At 44.6% G+C, this 15160-nt stretch carries 13 protein-coding genes; all 13 read right to left on the bottom strand.

Annotated features, from left to right (window positions below; all coding sequences use genetic code 11):
• Nucleotides 1-7: 7 nt before the first annotated feature.
• The 13 genes from modA to JMY05_RS07390 all read right to left on the bottom strand — a co-directional run bounded on the left by modA (nucleotide 8) and on the right by JMY05_RS07390 (nucleotide 14892).
• Nucleotides 8-853 (bottom strand): molybdate ABC transporter substrate-binding protein, encoded by an 846-nt coding sequence (modA, locus tag JMY05_RS07450; RefSeq protein WP_201614692.1) that lies wholly within the window; start codon nucleotides 851-853, stop codon nucleotides 8-10.
• A 94-nt stretch (nucleotides 854-947) separates the two neighbouring features.
• Nucleotides 948-1439, bottom strand: a complete 492-nt coding sequence (locus JMY05_RS07445) for a molybdenum cofactor biosynthesis protein MoaE (RefSeq protein WP_201614690.1) — start codon at nucleotides 1437-1439, stop codon at nucleotides 948-950.
• Between the two features lie 59 nt (nucleotides 1440-1498).
• Nucleotides 1499-1789 carry a MoaD/ThiS family protein gene (locus JMY05_RS07440; RefSeq protein WP_045447159.1) on the bottom strand — a complete coding sequence of 97 codons (291 nt, stop codon included), beginning with the start codon at nucleotides 1787-1789 and terminating at the stop codon, nucleotides 1499-1501.
• Between the two features lie 52 nt (nucleotides 1790-1841).
• A complete protein-coding gene (moaC, locus tag JMY05_RS07435) occupies nucleotides 1842-2360 on the bottom strand; it encodes a cyclic pyranopterin monophosphate synthase MoaC (protein ID WP_201614688.1) in 519 nt (172 codons plus the stop codon).
• Between the two features lie 74 nt (nucleotides 2361-2434).
• A complete protein-coding gene (locus tag JMY05_RS07430) occupies nucleotides 2435-3202 on the bottom strand; it encodes a molybdenum cofactor guanylyltransferase (protein WP_045447157.1) in 768 nt (255 codons plus the stop codon).
• A 3-nt stretch (nucleotides 3203-3205) separates the two neighbouring features.
• A complete protein-coding gene (moaB, locus tag JMY05_RS07425; protein ID WP_045447155.1) occupies nucleotides 3206-3736 on the bottom strand; it encodes a molybdenum cofactor biosynthesis protein B in 531 nt (176 codons plus the stop codon).
• 66 nt (nucleotides 3737-3802) lie between these two features.
• The gene (moaA, locus tag JMY05_RS07420) at nucleotides 3803-4918 is read right to left on the bottom strand and encodes a GTP 3',8-cyclase MoaA (protein WP_201614686.1); all 1116 of its coding nucleotides are present in this window, start codon (nucleotides 4916-4918) and stop codon (nucleotides 3803-3805) included.
• Nucleotides 4919-5252: 334 nt separating this feature from the next.
• The gene (gene glp / locus JMY05_RS07415) at nucleotides 5253-6548 is read right to left on the bottom strand and encodes a gephyrin-like molybdotransferase Glp (RefSeq protein ID WP_201614684.1); all 1296 of its coding nucleotides are present in this window, start codon (nucleotides 6546-6548) and stop codon (nucleotides 5253-5255) included.
• A gap of 144 nt (nucleotides 6549-6692) precedes the next feature.
• Complete coding sequence (locus tag JMY05_RS07410) at nucleotides 6693-7592, bottom strand: peptidylprolyl isomerase (RefSeq protein WP_413786582.1); 900 nt, start codon at nucleotides 7590-7592, stop codon at nucleotides 6693-6695.
• A 314-nt stretch (nucleotides 7593-7906) separates the two neighbouring features.
• Entirely contained in the window at nucleotides 7907-8632 is a 726-nt protein-coding gene (narI, locus tag JMY05_RS07405; protein ID WP_045447153.1) for a respiratory nitrate reductase subunit gamma, read from the bottom strand.
• A gap of 14 nt (nucleotides 8633-8646) precedes the next feature.
• Nucleotides 8647-9501: a nitrate reductase molybdenum cofactor assembly chaperone gene (gene narJ / locus JMY05_RS07400; protein WP_201614680.1), complete on the bottom strand. Its 855-nt coding sequence runs from the start codon at nucleotides 9499-9501 to the stop codon at nucleotides 8647-8649.
• A gap of 1 nt (nucleotide 9502) precedes the next feature.
• Nucleotides 9503-11041 (bottom strand): nitrate reductase subunit beta, encoded by a 1539-nt coding sequence (narH, locus tag JMY05_RS07395; RefSeq protein ID WP_201614678.1) that lies wholly within the window; start codon nucleotides 11039-11041, stop codon nucleotides 9503-9505.
• A gap of 92 nt (nucleotides 11042-11133) precedes the next feature.
• A complete protein-coding gene (locus JMY05_RS07390) occupies nucleotides 11134-14892 on the bottom strand; it encodes a nitrate reductase subunit alpha (RefSeq protein WP_201614677.1) in 3759 nt (1252 codons plus the stop codon).
• Nucleotides 14893-15160 lie beyond the last annotated feature (268 nt).

Here is a 15160-nt window from a genome sequence, read left to right as displayed (position 1 = left end):
AGTTGCCTTACTCTATAGCGAGATATCCTGCGTCAGAAAAATACTGTTGTCCAGCAGGCGAGCGCAGATAGTTTGAAAAATCGGTCGCGGCAGTAGTGTCACTAATCACCAACCCGTCTTGCAAAATAGGGGGATAAGCGTCTGGTGCTAACGTATAGAACTGCTCAGGCGTGGCTTTAATCGCTGTCAGTTGTGATTGAGCGACAAAGCCATAATCGACATTGCCAGTGTGCGCATATTGAAACGCTTGCCCGATATTTTCAGCTTGAATAATGCGACTTTGCTCAGTGAGAGTGTCAAAGATTTTTTGTGTTTGTAGATAGGCTTGTGCCGACTTGCCATAAGGGGCAAGTTCTGGATTGGCAATGGTGATTTTGCTATCAGACTCCGACATCAATAATGCATTTAAAGTAGTAGTATTGAGTCCTTTAAGGGATTTGTTAACACTATAAAGTGCCAGCTGACCTTGGGTATAAGTAAAGGGCTCGTGGGTTGCTTCGTCAGCAGATTTTGCGTTATCTAGTTTTTCTTTGGCAAGTTTGGCAGGGAATTCTTGATTGGCGGATAAAAATATATCATAAGGTGCGCCAGAGGTAATCTGCGCATATAACTTACCTGAAGAGGCATAAGTCACGTCAATTGCTTGTGCAGGCGGGGTTTTATCCGCTTGATAAGCAGCAATAATTTCAGGCAATACATCTGATAAGTTGGCAGCCGCTGCGATGCGCAGTGTTTGACTTTGCTCAGTGGCGTTGTCGGTATCTGATTGAACAAGCTCAGCGGTTTGCTCTTTGCTACAAGCGCTTAGCGTTAACGCTAAGCAAGCTGATGATATTGTTATTATTTTAATCATTATTATAAAACCTTCTTATTATTGCTCGCCAGTGTCGCTCACTGTTATTGCTAAAGGTTGGCTAGCGCTTTGAGTAGTCATTTGAAGCGCATTCTTACCCATTATTACTAAGCCATTTAGAGGAATCATCTTGGTAATATTCTTGCTTCCAAACTGGAATGTCGGCTTTAATAGTATCTAATATCCAGCGACAAGCATCAAAGGCAGGATAGCGATGGGCGGAAACCACGCCAACCCAAATAGCGACATCACCAATCTCTAATGCACCGATACGATGGATGGCAATGGCATGGGTAATCTCAAAGCGCTTTTTGGCTTCTTCAATAATGGCGCGACCTTGATTGATGGCAAGGTCTTCATAACCATAATAGGTCAAACGATTGACGCTACTGGCATTATTGTGATTGCGTACCCGTCCTTCAAAGCAGACAAACGCGCCGCAGCTGTCATTATCAAGTATGCTTTTAAGCCGACTTTCATTAATATCGGTATCTAACAGCGCAAAACCATCACGTTCAGCGATGAGGTATGCCTCATCAATGGTACGTTTAATGCTCATCGATTGACCGTGTACATTGTCTGTCATAACCATTTTCTCTTATTGTTTTTAAGATTCTTAGTGATACAAATGATATTTAAATGGTTTTAACCACCAGCCACTGGGGTGATAAAAACCACACTATCACCCTCATAAATCTCATCTGTCCACTTAGCAAAGTAATCATTGACTGCCACGCGTAGCTCCGACTGCGGACGACTGAAGCGATGTTTTTGGCGTAGTTGTTCGTACAGTTCGGTCAATGAAGTCGACTGAGGCACAGTGATTTTTTCTTCGTGACAATTGGCTTCATCGGCTAAGCTAGCGAAATATAAGACGTTAATATTCATCGTGGTGTCTAGCTTAGAATTTGTATTGCTTTCTATTAAAGTGCTCATAGCAATCTCCCTTATTTATGAACTGCTTAACTTTATAGTTTTCAAATTACTTTCAGGTATGTTGATAGTCGGACTTACCGCCGGTTTTTTTCATTAAATGAATATTATCAATCACAATGTCATGCGAGATGGCTTTGGTCATGTCATAAATGGTCAAGCAAGCGACACTGACAGCGGTTAATGCTTCCATTTCTACCCCAGTTTTATGGGTGACTTTCACAGTAGCGGTCACAGTGATACTGTTTTGGTCATCATCGTATGCAAAGCTTAAGCTGATTTTATCTAAGGGCAGAGGATGGCAAAGTGGAATCAGGTCATGGGTGCGTTTGGCTGCCATGATGCCAGCGATATGAGCAGTCTGAGTGATGCTGCCTTTTTTGGTCATGCCGTCAGCGGCTTTGATTTGCTTATAAATGTCCGCGGGAAAAACCACTTGTCCGAGAGCACAAGCTTCTCTGATGCTAGCCGTTTTGCCACTCACATCGACCATGGTGATATCACCGTCGCTATCTAAATGCGATAAGCCGGATTGATTGTTTTTATTATTGTTGTTTACTTGGTCGCTATTCATTTTCATTTCTCTTAAATGGTCAGTTTTTCTGAAAGCTAGTTTCTCTCAATAAACCTTTTTATAAGTCGTTTAGTTTATAAGTCATTTAAAGCTAAACAGGCATGCTCAAAATCTTTAGGCGTATTAAAATTGGTCAAATACTGCCAATCTCTTGCGAAAGGGACGGGCTGCACAAGCGGCTTAATAAACTTCATCACTTGCCGCTGTCCATCGTCAATATAATCCTTTAAATCAGGCTCAATACTCAAACGGTATATACCTAACAGTGGGTATAAGTGATGTTTATCGGTTAGGCAAATGACAGATTTACCATCAGCTTGCGTAATATAAGGTTGCAGTTTTTGCCATAAATCAGTGACAGGAATTAAGCTGTCACAGCTGATAACCATTAACCAAGATATATGTGGGCTTGTGCCTGTCGTTAATTGGTTTGAACTTGCCAAACTCTTTAATGATTGCAACGCTGACTCAATCGCTATCAACGCGCCACCTGTTTCAATCGGCTTATCATCATTGTTTGACAGAATCTTGTTAGAAAGACTGTTAACAGATAGATAATCCCTAATATGAAAAATTGATGACTTCGAACTCTTAATCAAATTTGGAGTGATGCTAAAACCATGCCCATTATCCGCAATCATAATAGATAAGTTGCTTGTCAATGCAGCACTCAATTCAAGCGCTTGTCTAACATGATAATCAAGCAAACACTCGCCTGTCGGGAGTATCAACTCAGCTTTTGGCGTTCCCATACGTTTGGACGCACCGCCCGCCAAAATTACGATACCTGCTAAGCGATTGCATTTATCTATTTTTATTAAGCTATCCGCAACTTCAACCATCAATTAATCATGACCTGGGTTGGTGCGCATAAAGTGCGGCACAAAATTACAGGGGCGTGTGCGGCTATCGAGCTGCTCTTGTAAGATACCTTCCCAAGCAGTGCGGCAAGCGCCTGATGAGCCGGGTAAGCAAAAAATGCCTGTACCGTTTGCCATACCAGCCACAGCGCGAGATTGGATGGTAGACATGCCGATATCGTCTTTTGAGATTAAGCGGAACATCTCACCAAAACCATCAACCGATTTATCAAATAATACGCCGACCGCTTCTGGCATACTGTCGCGGATATAAAAGCCAGTACCGCCAGTGGTGATAATAGCGTGCACATTTGGGTCGGCAATCCAACCGCTGATGACGGCTCTGATTTTGTAAATATCATCAATAATCAACTGACGATCGGCAAGTTGATGCCCTGCTGCGGTCAGTTGGTCAACTAAATATTGCCCTGAGGTATCTTCTGCAAGAGTACGACTATCAGAAACCGTTAAGATGGCGATATTAAGCGGGGTAAATGGGGCTTGCAGCTTACTCATGAATAATCCTTAATAAATACGCTTGTTATGGAAATAAAAGTTTTTATTATTGATACATTATTGATTTTATCCACCAATCATCGACAAATTATTCATCATGCCGCTGTTTGATTCGTGAAGATGATGATGCTCAGGTTTAATCGGCATGAAGCTGTGCAGGGTATTAACGAGTCCTGTGACATCATCGTGTGCTAGATGCTGACGAATATCGTAATTACCTTGGTCAAACAAGCACAAATGAACCTTGCCTTGACTACTGACCCGTAAGCGATTGCAGCTATCACAAAAATGAGCAGCGTAAGGGGCAATCATGCCAATACGCCCCTGATAATCAGGATGGCTGTATTCTATTGCTGGACCATCGTTGCTGCCACGTATATGAGTTTGCCAGCCATTTTTTAATAAGTAATTGGTAATAATATCGGACTGTGCATGCTGCGCAAAAAATAAATCGCTATTATCACTGGTCTGCATAAATTCAATAAAGCGATAAGTGACCGCTCTATCTTTGATGTATTCGATGGCATTCATCAAATTTTCAAAGGCAGTCTCAGCCATTAAAATACTGTTTATTTTTAGCTTAATATCTGTGGTCGCAAGCAAAGTATCCATGTCAGCCAAGAGCTGCGGCAACATATCAAAGCCAGTCATTTTATGGAAGGTCGCGGCATCAAAGCTGTCCATACTGATATTCAGCTGATTCAGCCCAGCGGCTTGCCAGCTGGCTAAGTGCTTACCAAGCTTATACCCATTACTGGTCATGGCAACGGTTTCAATGCCTTCAGTGTTTTTGATGGTTTTAATAATATCGACCACATCACGGCGTATAGAGGGTTCACCGCCTGTAATCCTGACTTTTTTAGTACCAACTTCGGCAAAGCCGCGGATTAACGTGGCAATTTCAGTGACGCTAAGCTCGTTTTGTGGGGGTTTGCCTTGATAGCCATCTGGCAGGCAATACTCACAGCGAAAATTACAGAAATCGGTAATCGATAGACGCAAATAGGTGAGACGTCGTGCGAAACCATCGGTTAATGGTTGAGAGAGCGTGACCGGAAAATACGTCGACGTGCTAGCAGCTTTTGTCGCAACGTTCGATGATGAGTCACCATCAAAAATAACGGGTGCAGCGGCAGGCGAATACAATTGCGCATTACCTAGGGTAGGGGCAAGATGGTTCATAGATGATTACCATTAATATTAAGTATAGTGTGTACTTTTAGGCGTTGCCTCAGGTTGTGAGTGGGAAGTTCTATTTAAACACGATTATGACAGTTTACACACAAATAACCATTCACCGTAAGTGACCCAAAAACTACCACTAAAGTAGTAGATGCTACTTGGTTGTGATTTTTAAAATCAACATACGCCCCAAGCAGTTTCTCATGATTCATGGCTAATCAACAGTATAAAGAATGATTAACTGTGTAACGCTTTATACCCTTGATTAGCCATGCAGCTTTTTAGCTATACCGTTATTAATGATTCAATTATTTAGCTGTTGTTTAGCGATTATTTAGTAATGCAACCAAGGGAAAGGCTGCACTTTTACGGTTTCACCAGCGGCTACATTGCCAGAATCTTGTGCCAAGACAATAAAGCAATTGGCGTGGCTTAGTTGTTTGATACGGTGCGATTGTTGCTTGGTAAAGCTTTCAACTTGGAAATCGTCAAGTTCGTTTTGGGACAATATGCCTCTTTGAAAATCCATCCGTCCCGCTGATTTTTTAATATCATTTTTAAGCGTTGCAGTGAGACTTAACTGCATAGGTCGCTCTTGTGGCGCAGCGCCTGCCATTTGCCACAAGGCTGGGATCACAAATTGTAGGCTACCAACGATGGTTGATAACGGATTGCCGGGTAAGCCAAAATATAGCACGGGCTTGGCAAGATCTTTAGTCAGCTCGCCAAAGACAAACGGCTTACCGGGTTTCATCGCGACTTTATAGTGGTTAATCTGCCCAAGCTGCTCAATAACCGTGGTTAAAAAATCATAGTCGCCAACCGATACCCCAGCGGTAGAGATAAGGACGTCACACTCTTGCATGGCTTGGGTTACGGCGGCGGTGGTTTTATTTAGGTCATCTGGGATAATGCCATAATCACGAATAGTCACCGGCAAATCAGCGAGTAAGCTTTTTAGGGTAGGCGTGTTCGAGTTATAGATTTGCGCCAAACTGGTAAGCTCATTGCCAATCGCCACTAGCTCATCACCTGTTGCGAGTACACCAACGATTAAAGGCTGATATACCGTCACTTGACCAAAGCCCAAATTAGCCAGTAAGCTAATATCAGCAGGATTTAGGCGTTTACCCTTTAACAAAACCGCTTCGCCAGCTTCAATCTCTTCGCCTTGTTTACGGATATTGTCATCATGCTTAGCGTCTTGACTGAGAGTAACGGCATAGGGCTGTGATTTGTCAATGCTGTCTTTTATGGCGGTAAAGTTGGTGTTTTCTTGCATAATGACCGTATCACAGCTATCAGGAACGACCGCACCGGTAAAGATACGCACCCCTTGTCCTGCTGAAATGTCGCCACTATAAGGACTGCCTGCTTGTGATTCACCCACGATATCAATCGTGCTGTCTGCTGAGAGTAGGCTGTCTTTAGCGATCGCATAACCATCCATCGCCGATAGATTTTGTCTTGGTATAGCAAAAGGCGAGACAATATCTTCTGCCAATATATGATGACGGCTGTCTAATAAGTCGTAGCTTGCGACTTGTCTTTTGGTCAGCGGATAGTCGTTAGTATTATAAGTTTCTATACGCTGCTGTATTTCAGAGATAAGTCCTGCAACCGTAATCATAAACGTCTACTCATTTTATTAATATTGAACTGTGTTATTGATATTGAACGACACATAGCATAAAAAGGGTGTTGTATCACAAGAACCTTTATACCATAGCAGCTACTTTATAACATAAGAATTAAGTGACCGACAGCGGACTGATTAGCCGCGGAATATATTCTCTTGCTCAAGCGTCATCTCGATACCTTGGATATCAGCTTCATGCGCTAAGGTAAACAAGTAATCGCATAATGATTGGTGAAAGGCTTGTTGGCTCAATTTATTATGGATTGCAGGACTGACTTGCTCATAAGTCATCTGTATCCCAGGTTCTTTATTGAGCACCTCAACGATATGAAAACCGTAACGGCTTTCGATAGGGCTTGGCGCAAGTCCTTTATCGAGCTTAAATAATACACCTTCAAATTCTGGTACGGTTTGACCTTTGCTAATCACACCCAGTTCGCCACCTTGCTCTTTTGAAGGGCAAGCAGAATGCTGGCGTGCTAACTGGATAAACTCGGCATCAGGATTGGTGTTATTTTTGATTTGTTCGATAAGCTCGTAAGCGGTCTTTTTGAGCTTTAGGCGCTCATCACCATCTTCAGGCGGGCATGCCAATAAAATATGGCGTACAGTCATGATGGGGTCAGTCTTAAAGTCAGTCATATTCTGCTTATAATAGCGCTCACAAGTTGCCATATCTGGCATCGTTGCTTGAACGTTTTTGTCTATTAAAGTAGAGATAGCTTGCTCTTCGTCGTTTTCCCATGCCGCTTCACCAAGGCTTGGCTCATCTAAAACCGCCAATCTCAGTAATTCGCGCACAACCAACGCTTGTGTCGCTAAAAATACCGCGTCTTCTTTATTTTCTGCTGGATGATATTGCAGCTCTTGAGCGATATTGGTTCTATCTATCATCACCCCATTGACCGTCACTGAAGGCAGCTCATCACGGCTAGAGGCAATCAGGTTTTTATGGTTACTGCGCTCTTCTGCCATTGCTTTTTCGATGAACTCTTGGTCAGAATGCGGTTTTTGCAAATCAGACAAGGTTGGCATTACTCTAAGAATATCATCACCGCGACCAGTAGAGGTGTGATCGGCATGACTGTGACTGTGACTGTGACTGTGACTGTGACTGTCATTATCATGGCTGTGATGATTACCACTGTGCACATGAGCGTTTTGGTTGGTCGCATGGTCGGCTGGATTGTAGGTACTGACAGTCATGGCTTTGCTCCACTAAGGATTCTGGTAATAGAAATTCTAAAATATAGGGCGTGTTGATTCATCGTTAAAGGTAGGGTCAAGAGCAGTATCTAGGTGAGGATAGGGTTAAAAATGCCATTCCATTTAGATACGGCTCTATAGCCTTACTGAGAGTTCTTTTGTCTGACAATTTGATAGCGACGCCCGAAATACCAAATTGGCGCGCTAATGATATGAATAAGCCGTGTAAACGGAAATATCGCAATCAGGGTGATGCCGAGCGCCATATGCAGCTGATAAATTAAGTCAGTTTGCTCAATGCGCGCCGCTGCCTGCAAAGGTCTTAAGATTGTGATGTCCTGTGCCCAGCCTGCCAAATTCATCATGGTATAGCCATCTAAATGTTTCACTGACGTAAAGATGGACAGCAGACCTAAGTTCAGTTGGATAAATAACAGCACCAGTACCAGCTTGTCTGAGAACGATGAGGTGTTTGAGATACGGTCATCGGTAAAGCGTCGCCACATAAGCATGACCAAACCGAACCAACAAAACACCCCTGCGATACCCCCAACGACCACCGCTAAGATCTGCTTATGTCCGGCGCTGATAAATCTGTCATAAAGAAAATGCGGTGTCAACATGCCAAATAAATGACCGAGGAGCACCACGATAATGCCAACGTGGAATAAGTTGCTGGCAAGGCGCATGTTTTTGCTTCTGAGCATTTGCGTCGAGCCTGTCTTCCATGAATACTGAGATAAATCAAAACGTACCCAAGTACCAATAATAGCGATGGTCAATGCCACATACGGATAAACGCCAAAAAGGAAAATTTGTAGCCAGTTTAGGTTGGCTAAAGACTGCACACTAGGATCTGCGATATTCATGTCCTTTCTCCTTATTATGATTTAACCGGCTGGTTGGTTTTAAAATCTACCCAGTGCACTGGAGCATCGACCGCATTTGTAGCAGAGGCATTTTTTATACCAGCTTTTGCTGCAAGATTTTGGGTACTTGTCTGTGACGGGCAGCGCTCTTCTTGTTGCGCATCCAAAAACGTCACTACTTCTTCTTCCCATTCTTTATCTAATGCCTCAAAGCTGTCATCACGCTTTTCTTTACTGATTTTTTCTTGGTACTCTTCAACGATATCGAGCGGTTTACCAGCGATTTGCAATAGCGCATTAAAGCAGCCTTTATACAGGCTACCGCGATCCTCTAATCTGGCGGCAAGCAAAGCGAGAATATGGCTAACATCAGCGATATCCATACGAATTTGAATGTCGTCTTCGATAATGGTTGCTTGATACGCTAAAAACTCAAGATACAAAGGCAGATAATCAGGCAGCTCTTTGACGCTAATCTCAAAGCCAGCCTCCTGATACTGACCCATCAAATCGACCATCGCTTGACCACGATCGCGCGATTCGCCATGTACGTGCTCAAATAACCATAGTGATAAAGAACGCCCGCGCTCAAACAGACCGTCATAACGCGCTTGCGCCTCAAGAGAGCCGGTATCGATTAAATCTTCAATCAAGTCGATGATTTGTGTCCGTACTTCTGGGCTAATCAGTGTTGATTTGGCGACAATCTCTGTGCAATCGGCAAGCGTATCACCGAGAAACAGCTCATTACTTGGATAATCGATAAGTAGGCTGAGTACCTTGAGTAGCTTTAAATCCGAGTTGCCGATGGTTGGTTGGGTAATTGGCTCATGCACTGAAGTGCTGTTATTAAGTTGAGTAGTTTGCATCTTATGACTCCCACTTTTGGACAGTATCGATGAAATCGCGGCGATTGGTTTTGCGTTGTCCAAACATGCTATTGTCCGAATGTCCTGAACAGCCTTCGCCAAAGGTGAATCCGCAACCATTACGCTCAGCGAATGCATCACTCAATGCTTCTTCACGATGCGCCGTTGGAATTACAAAGCGATCTTCGTAGTTGGCGATAGCCAAGTAGCGGTACATCTCTTCCACTTGCAGCTTGGTCAAACCCACATCATCCAAAATACTTTGGACTTCTTGTTTTTCAACCAATTGCATACGCTTGTAGCTACGCATAGCAAGTAGGCGCTTCAATGCTAGACGAACTGGCTCTTCATCGCCTGCGGTAAGCATGTTTGCTAAATAGCGCAGTGGAATACGTAAGCTGTCGACATCTGGAATCAAACCATCCATACCGACTTTGCCTGCTTCAGCAGCATTTTGAATCGGTGATAATGGCGGTACATACCAAACCATCGGCAGCGTGCGGTATTCAGGATGTAGTGGTAGCGCAAGCTTCCAATCCATCGCCAGCTTATAAACTGGTGAGCGCTGGGCTGAATCAATGACCGATTGCGGTACACCGTCTTTTAATGCTTGGGCGATAACAGCAGGGTCATTTGGATCTAAAAATACGTCTAACTGTGCTTGATAAAGGTCTTGCTCGTTAGGTGTGCTTGCTGCTTCAGCGATTTTGTCCGCGTCATAAAGCAGTACGCCCAAGTAGCGGATACGACCAACACAGGTTTCTGAACAAACGGTCGGCAAGCCGGCTTCAATACGGGGATAACAGAAGATGCATTTTTCAGATTTCCCCGACTTCCAGTTGTAGTAAATCTTTTTATACGGGCAGCCTGAGATACACATGCGCCAGCCGCGACATTTTTCTTGGTCAATCAAGACAATGCCGTCTTCTTCACGCTTATAAATCGCGCCACTTGGGCATGACGCCACGCAAGTTGGATTCAAGCAATGCTCGCACAGACGTGGCAAATACATCATAAAGGTGTTTTCGTACTCGCCATAAATCTCCGCTTGAATGTTGTCAAAGTTCTTATCTTTGCGACGTTTTTCAAACTCTGAGCCGAGGATTTCTTCCCAGTTAGGACCCCATTCAATCTTTTGCATACGCTTGCCAGTGATGGCTGAGCGCGGGCGGGCGATAGGTTGATGGTTGCTGATAGGGGCGGTATGTAGATGCTGATAATCGAAATCAAATGGCTCGTAATAGTCATCAATCTCTGGCAGGTCAGGGTTAGCAAAGATATTGGTGAGTACTCTGAACTTACCGCCGATACGCGGATTGATAGTGCCATTGGCATTGCGTATCCAACCGCCTTTCCATTTGGTTTGGTTTTCCCACTCTTTGGGGTAGCCGATACCGGGTTTTGATTCAACGTTGTTAAACCACGCATACTCCATACCTTCACGGCTGGTCCAGACGTTTTTACAGGTGACTGAGCAGGTGTGACAACCGATACATTTATCAAGGTTAAGCACCATGCCGACTTGCGAACGAATTTTCATGGATCTGTGCTCCAAATAATAGTAAAAAAGCAGCTTTATGTTCTTCATAGATATCCTGAAATCAGGATATCTTTTCGATAGAAGAAACAGCTTTACCCTTCAATGCTGGTTGGTAATGGACGTGGCAATTCGTTATCTGGCTTATCTTCTAGCCAGTCGATTTTTGACATTTTACGAATCACGACAAATTCATCACGGTTACAACCAACGGTGCCATAATAATTAAAGCCATAAGACTGCTGGGCATAGCTACCAATCATATGTGTCGGCTTCAAAATCGTCCGAGTGACCGAGTTATGGATACCGCCACGCGTGCCTGTTTGCTCAGAGCCTGGAATGTTGACCAGTTTTTCTTGGGCGTGATACATCATGGTCATGCCTTCTTTAACGCGTTGGCTGACGATGGCACGGGCAGTGATAGCCCCATTGGCATTGAACAGCTCAATCCAGTCGTTATCGACGATGCCAGCTTTTCGTGCATCGACTTCTGACATCCAGACACAAGGTCCACCGCGACTTAGGGTCAGCATCAGCAAGTTTTCAGAGTAGGTACTGTGGATGCCCCATTTTTGGTGCGGTGTTAAGAAGTTCAGTACAATCTCTTTATTGCCATTTGGTTTGGCGTCTTTGAGCAGCTCAGTGGTCTTGGTATCGATAGGTGGACGATACTGCTGCATTTGCTCACCAAACGCCTGCATCCAAGGATGGTCTTGATAAAACTGCTGGCGACCAGTAATCGTACGCCATGGAATCAGCTCATGGACGTTGGTATAGCCGGCGTTATAACTGACCTGATCCGACTCAATACCTGACCATGTCGGGCTTGAGATGATTTTACGCGGCTGCGCAACGATATCTTTAAAGCGGATTTTTTCGTGCTCGCTAGATTTGGCAAGATGAGTATGGTCGCGACCAGTAAATTCAGAGAGCGCGCTCCATCCTTTTACGGCGACATGACCATTGGTCTCAGGCGCGAGCATCAAAATCATCTCAGAAGCATTAATGGCTGTATCGAGACGTGGTCTGCCTTCAGAGATACCCGTTTCAGTCACGCGGTGGTTTAAATCCCCCAGCTGTTTGACCTCGGTTTTCATGTCCCAATTCAAGCCTTTCGAGCCATTGCCCAGTTTTTCTAAGGCAGGACCCATAGAAGTGAACTTTTTATAAGTGCTCGGATAGTCACGCTCAACCACTTTAATCATTGGGCAGTTTTTACCCGGTACAGGTTTTTCGCCCGCTGTTTTCCAGTCAGTGCCACCAAATGGTTGTGCCAACTCACCTGGGGTGTCATGTTGCATCGGCAAAGTGACAACGTCAGTTTCAACACCTAAATGACCTTTTGAGACTTCAGAGAAGCTCTTGGCAATGCCTTTATAAATTTCCCAATCGGTCTTAGATTCCCACGCAGGGTCAGTCGCGGCGGTTAATGGGTGAATGAATGGATGCATGTCTGAGGTATTCATGTCATCTTTTTCGTACCAAGTTGCAGTCGGTAGTACGATGTCAGAATACAAACAGGTGGAAGACATGCGGAAATCCAGGGTGACAACCAAGTCTAATTTACCAGTCGGTCCTTTTTCTACCCAATCGACTTCTTTTGGTTGCAGGTGACCTTCTGCATTTTCTTTATTGAGCAAGCCGTTTTTGGTGCCCAAGAAATAATGCAGCATATATTCATGACCTTTACCGGACGAGCCCAATAGGTTTGAGCGCCAGATAAACATGTTGCGAGGGAAGTTGGCTGGGTTATCAGGTGATTCACAAGCAAAGCGTAAGCTGCCATCTTCGAGAGAATCGACCACATATTCTTCCACACCTTTGCCACTTTCTTTGGCTTTGGCAGCGATGGTCAGTGGGTTACGGTTGAGTTGTGGTGCTGAAGGCAACCAGCCTGCGCGTTCTGCTTGAATGTTGTAATCAAGCATATGCTCAGGGAAGAACTTTTTATCGACGAGAGGCGAGAGGATTTCATGGGCAGAAATGGTTTCGTGACGCCACTGTGAGCTGTGATTGTAGAAGAAGCTCGTGCCGTTCATATGACGTGGCGGACGATGCCAATCAAGCGCAAAGGCTAATGGCAGCCAGCCCGTTTGAGGGCGCAGTTTTTCTTGCCCAACATAATGCGCCCAGCCGCCGCCAGATTTACCGATACAACCGCAAAGCATCAGCATGTTAATCACGCCGCGATAGTTCATATCGAGGTGATACCAGTGGTTCATACCCGCGCCGATGATAATCATCGATTTACCATGAGTCTTATGGGCGTTTTCAGCGAATTCACGCGCGACTTGAATGACGCGCTCACGGCTCAAACCAGTGATGACTTCTTGCCAAGCAGGCGTGCCCGGTACGGTGGCATCGTTATAGTCATCGGTGACATGCTCGCCGCCAACACCATTATCCACGCCAAGGTTGGCAACGGTTAGATCAAAGACGGTCGCAACGATAGCGGTGCTGCCATCGGCAAGGGTAATGGTTTTACAAGGAACGGTTTTTTGCTGTATCGCTTCGCCCGGTACGGAGGTGAAATGTGGATGATCCACATGACCAAAGTAATCAAAGCCGACTTTGCAGGTCTCATTGCTGTCTTTTAAAGTCAATGTTAGGTCAATCTCTGCGCCTGTCGTACCATTTTTTTGCTCAAGGTTCCATTTGCCTTTTTCGCCCCAACGATAGCCAATCGAGCCGAGTGGAGAGACCAGTTCACCATCACTGTTTAGACCGATGGTTTTCCATTCAGGATTGTTTTCTTGACCTAAATTATCGATTAAGTCAGAAGCGCGTAGATAGCGACCCGCATGGCGTGCGCCTTCTTCACCTTCTAGCATCACAAGTACTGGTAAATCGGTATAGCGTTTGGCGTAATCTAAGAAATAGTCACTTGGCTGCTTAAGATAAAACTCTTTGATAATGACATGACAGAATGCTTGCGCAACAGCCGCATCAGTACCTTGTTTTGGGTTTAGCCATAAGTCAGTTAACTTAGAAACCTCAGCATAATCAGGGGTGATGGAGACTGTCTTAGTGCCTTTATAACGAACTTCGGTAAAGAAATGCGCGTCTGGTGTACGCGTTTGCGGAACGTTTGAACCCCACGCAATAATATAATCAGAGTTGTACCAATCAGCTGATTCTGGCACGTCGGTTTGCTCACCCCAAACCATTGGCGAGGCTGGTGGCAGGTCACAATACCAGTCATAGAATGACAAGCAAACACCGCCGATAAGTGATAAATAGCGACTACCTGCCGCGTAACTGACCATCGACATCGCAGGAATCGGAGAGAAACCAACGATACGGTCAGGACCAAAAGTTTTGGCGGTATAGACGTTACTAGCGGCGATAATTTCATTAACTTCCGCCCACGTTGAGCGAATAAAACCGCCCAAACCGCGCTTGGATTTATACTGTTCTGCTTTGATAGGGTCTTGGACAATGCTGCCCCACGCATCGACTGGATCAGGATACTGCGCTTTGGCTTCACGCCATAATTTTAGAAGCGGCTTACGTACTTTAGGATATTTCACACGGTTCGCTGAATACATGTACCAGCTATAACTTGCGCCACGAGGACAGCCACGCGGTTCGTGGTTTGGTAAATCTGGACGGGTTTCAGGATAGTCAGTTTGCTGCGTTTCCCACGTCACCAAGCCATTTTTTACGTAAATTTTCCATGAGCAAGAGCCAGTACAGTTGACCCCATGCGTTGAACGCACGACTTTGTCATACTGCCAACGGCTACGGTACACATTTTCCCAGTCACGAGACTCATCGCGCGTCTCACCATGCCCATCGGAGAATTCGCCCTTTTTACGTTTAAAAAAACGGAATTGGTCGAGTAAATGGCTCATTTCGCTATCCTCTGTATTATTGCCTATGGGGTATCTAAAGCTGAATGGCGTGGTAAAAACAACCCTTTGCCCAAGCTGTAAATGTTTTTCGATGGTATTATTTTAAGTAAGCCATCGCCCTCTTGCTATCCGCTAACATGAGCAGAGCACTACCACCTTAGTAGTAGCAGTAAATGATAAAATTTTCTTAAAAAATCATTAAGTATTTATAAGTCGGGCTTATTTACAAGCAAAACATGAATTGGTGAAAATAAAAAAAGTGCTACTT

Origin of the sequence: Psychrobacter sp. JCM 18902, assembly GCF_904846615.1 — a bacterium.
Taxonomy (GTDB): Bacteria; Pseudomonadota; Gammaproteobacteria; order Pseudomonadales; family Moraxellaceae; genus Psychrobacter.
This window is presented reverse-complemented; position numbering and strand designations above follow the sequence as displayed.

Coding starts and splice junctions, on each gene's coding strand:
- narJ (WP_201614680.1), bottom strand. CDS start 9,501: ATGCAAACTACTCAACTTAATAACAGCACTTCAGTGCATGAGCCAATT.
- moaC (WP_201614688.1), bottom strand. CDS start 2,360: ATGAATAGCGACCAAGTAAACAACAATAATAAAAACAATCAATCCGGC.
- glp (WP_201614684.1), bottom strand. CDS start 6,548: ATGATTACGGTTGCAGGACTTATCTCTGAAATACAGCAGCGTATAGAA.
- JMY05_RS07430 (WP_045447157.1), bottom strand. CDS start 3,202: ATGGTTGAAGTTGCGGATAGCTTAATAAAAATAGATAAATGCAATCGC.
- moaB (WP_045447155.1), bottom strand. CDS start 3,736: ATGAGTAAGCTGCAAGCCCCATTTACCCCGCTTAATATCGCCATCTTA.
- JMY05_RS07440 (WP_045447159.1), bottom strand. CDS start 1,789: ATGAGCACTTTAATAGAAAGCAATACAAATTCTAAGCTAGACACCACG.
- JMY05_RS07410 (WP_413786582.1), bottom strand. CDS start 7,592: ATGCCAACCTTGTCTGATTTGCAAAAACCGCATTCTGACCAAGAGTTC.
- JMY05_RS07445 (WP_201614690.1), bottom strand. CDS start 1,439: ATGACAGACAATGTACACGGTCAATCGATGAGCATTAAACGTACCATT.
- modA (WP_201614692.1), bottom strand. CDS start 853: ATGATTAAAATAATAACAATATCATCAGCTTGCTTAGCGTTAACGCTA.
- narI (WP_045447153.1), bottom strand. CDS start 8,632: ATGAATATCGCAGATCCTAGTGTGCAGTCTTTAGCCAACCTAAACTGG.
- narH (WP_201614678.1), bottom strand. CDS start 11,041: ATGAAAATTCGTTCGCAAGTCGGCATGGTGCTTAACCTTGATAAATGT.
- JMY05_RS07390 (WP_201614677.1), bottom strand. CDS start 14,892: ATGAGCCATTTACTCGACCAATTCCGTTTTTTTAAACGTAAAAAGGGC.
- moaA (WP_201614686.1), bottom strand. CDS start 4,918: ATGAACCATCTTGCCCCTACCCTAGGTAATGCGCAATTGTATTCGCCT.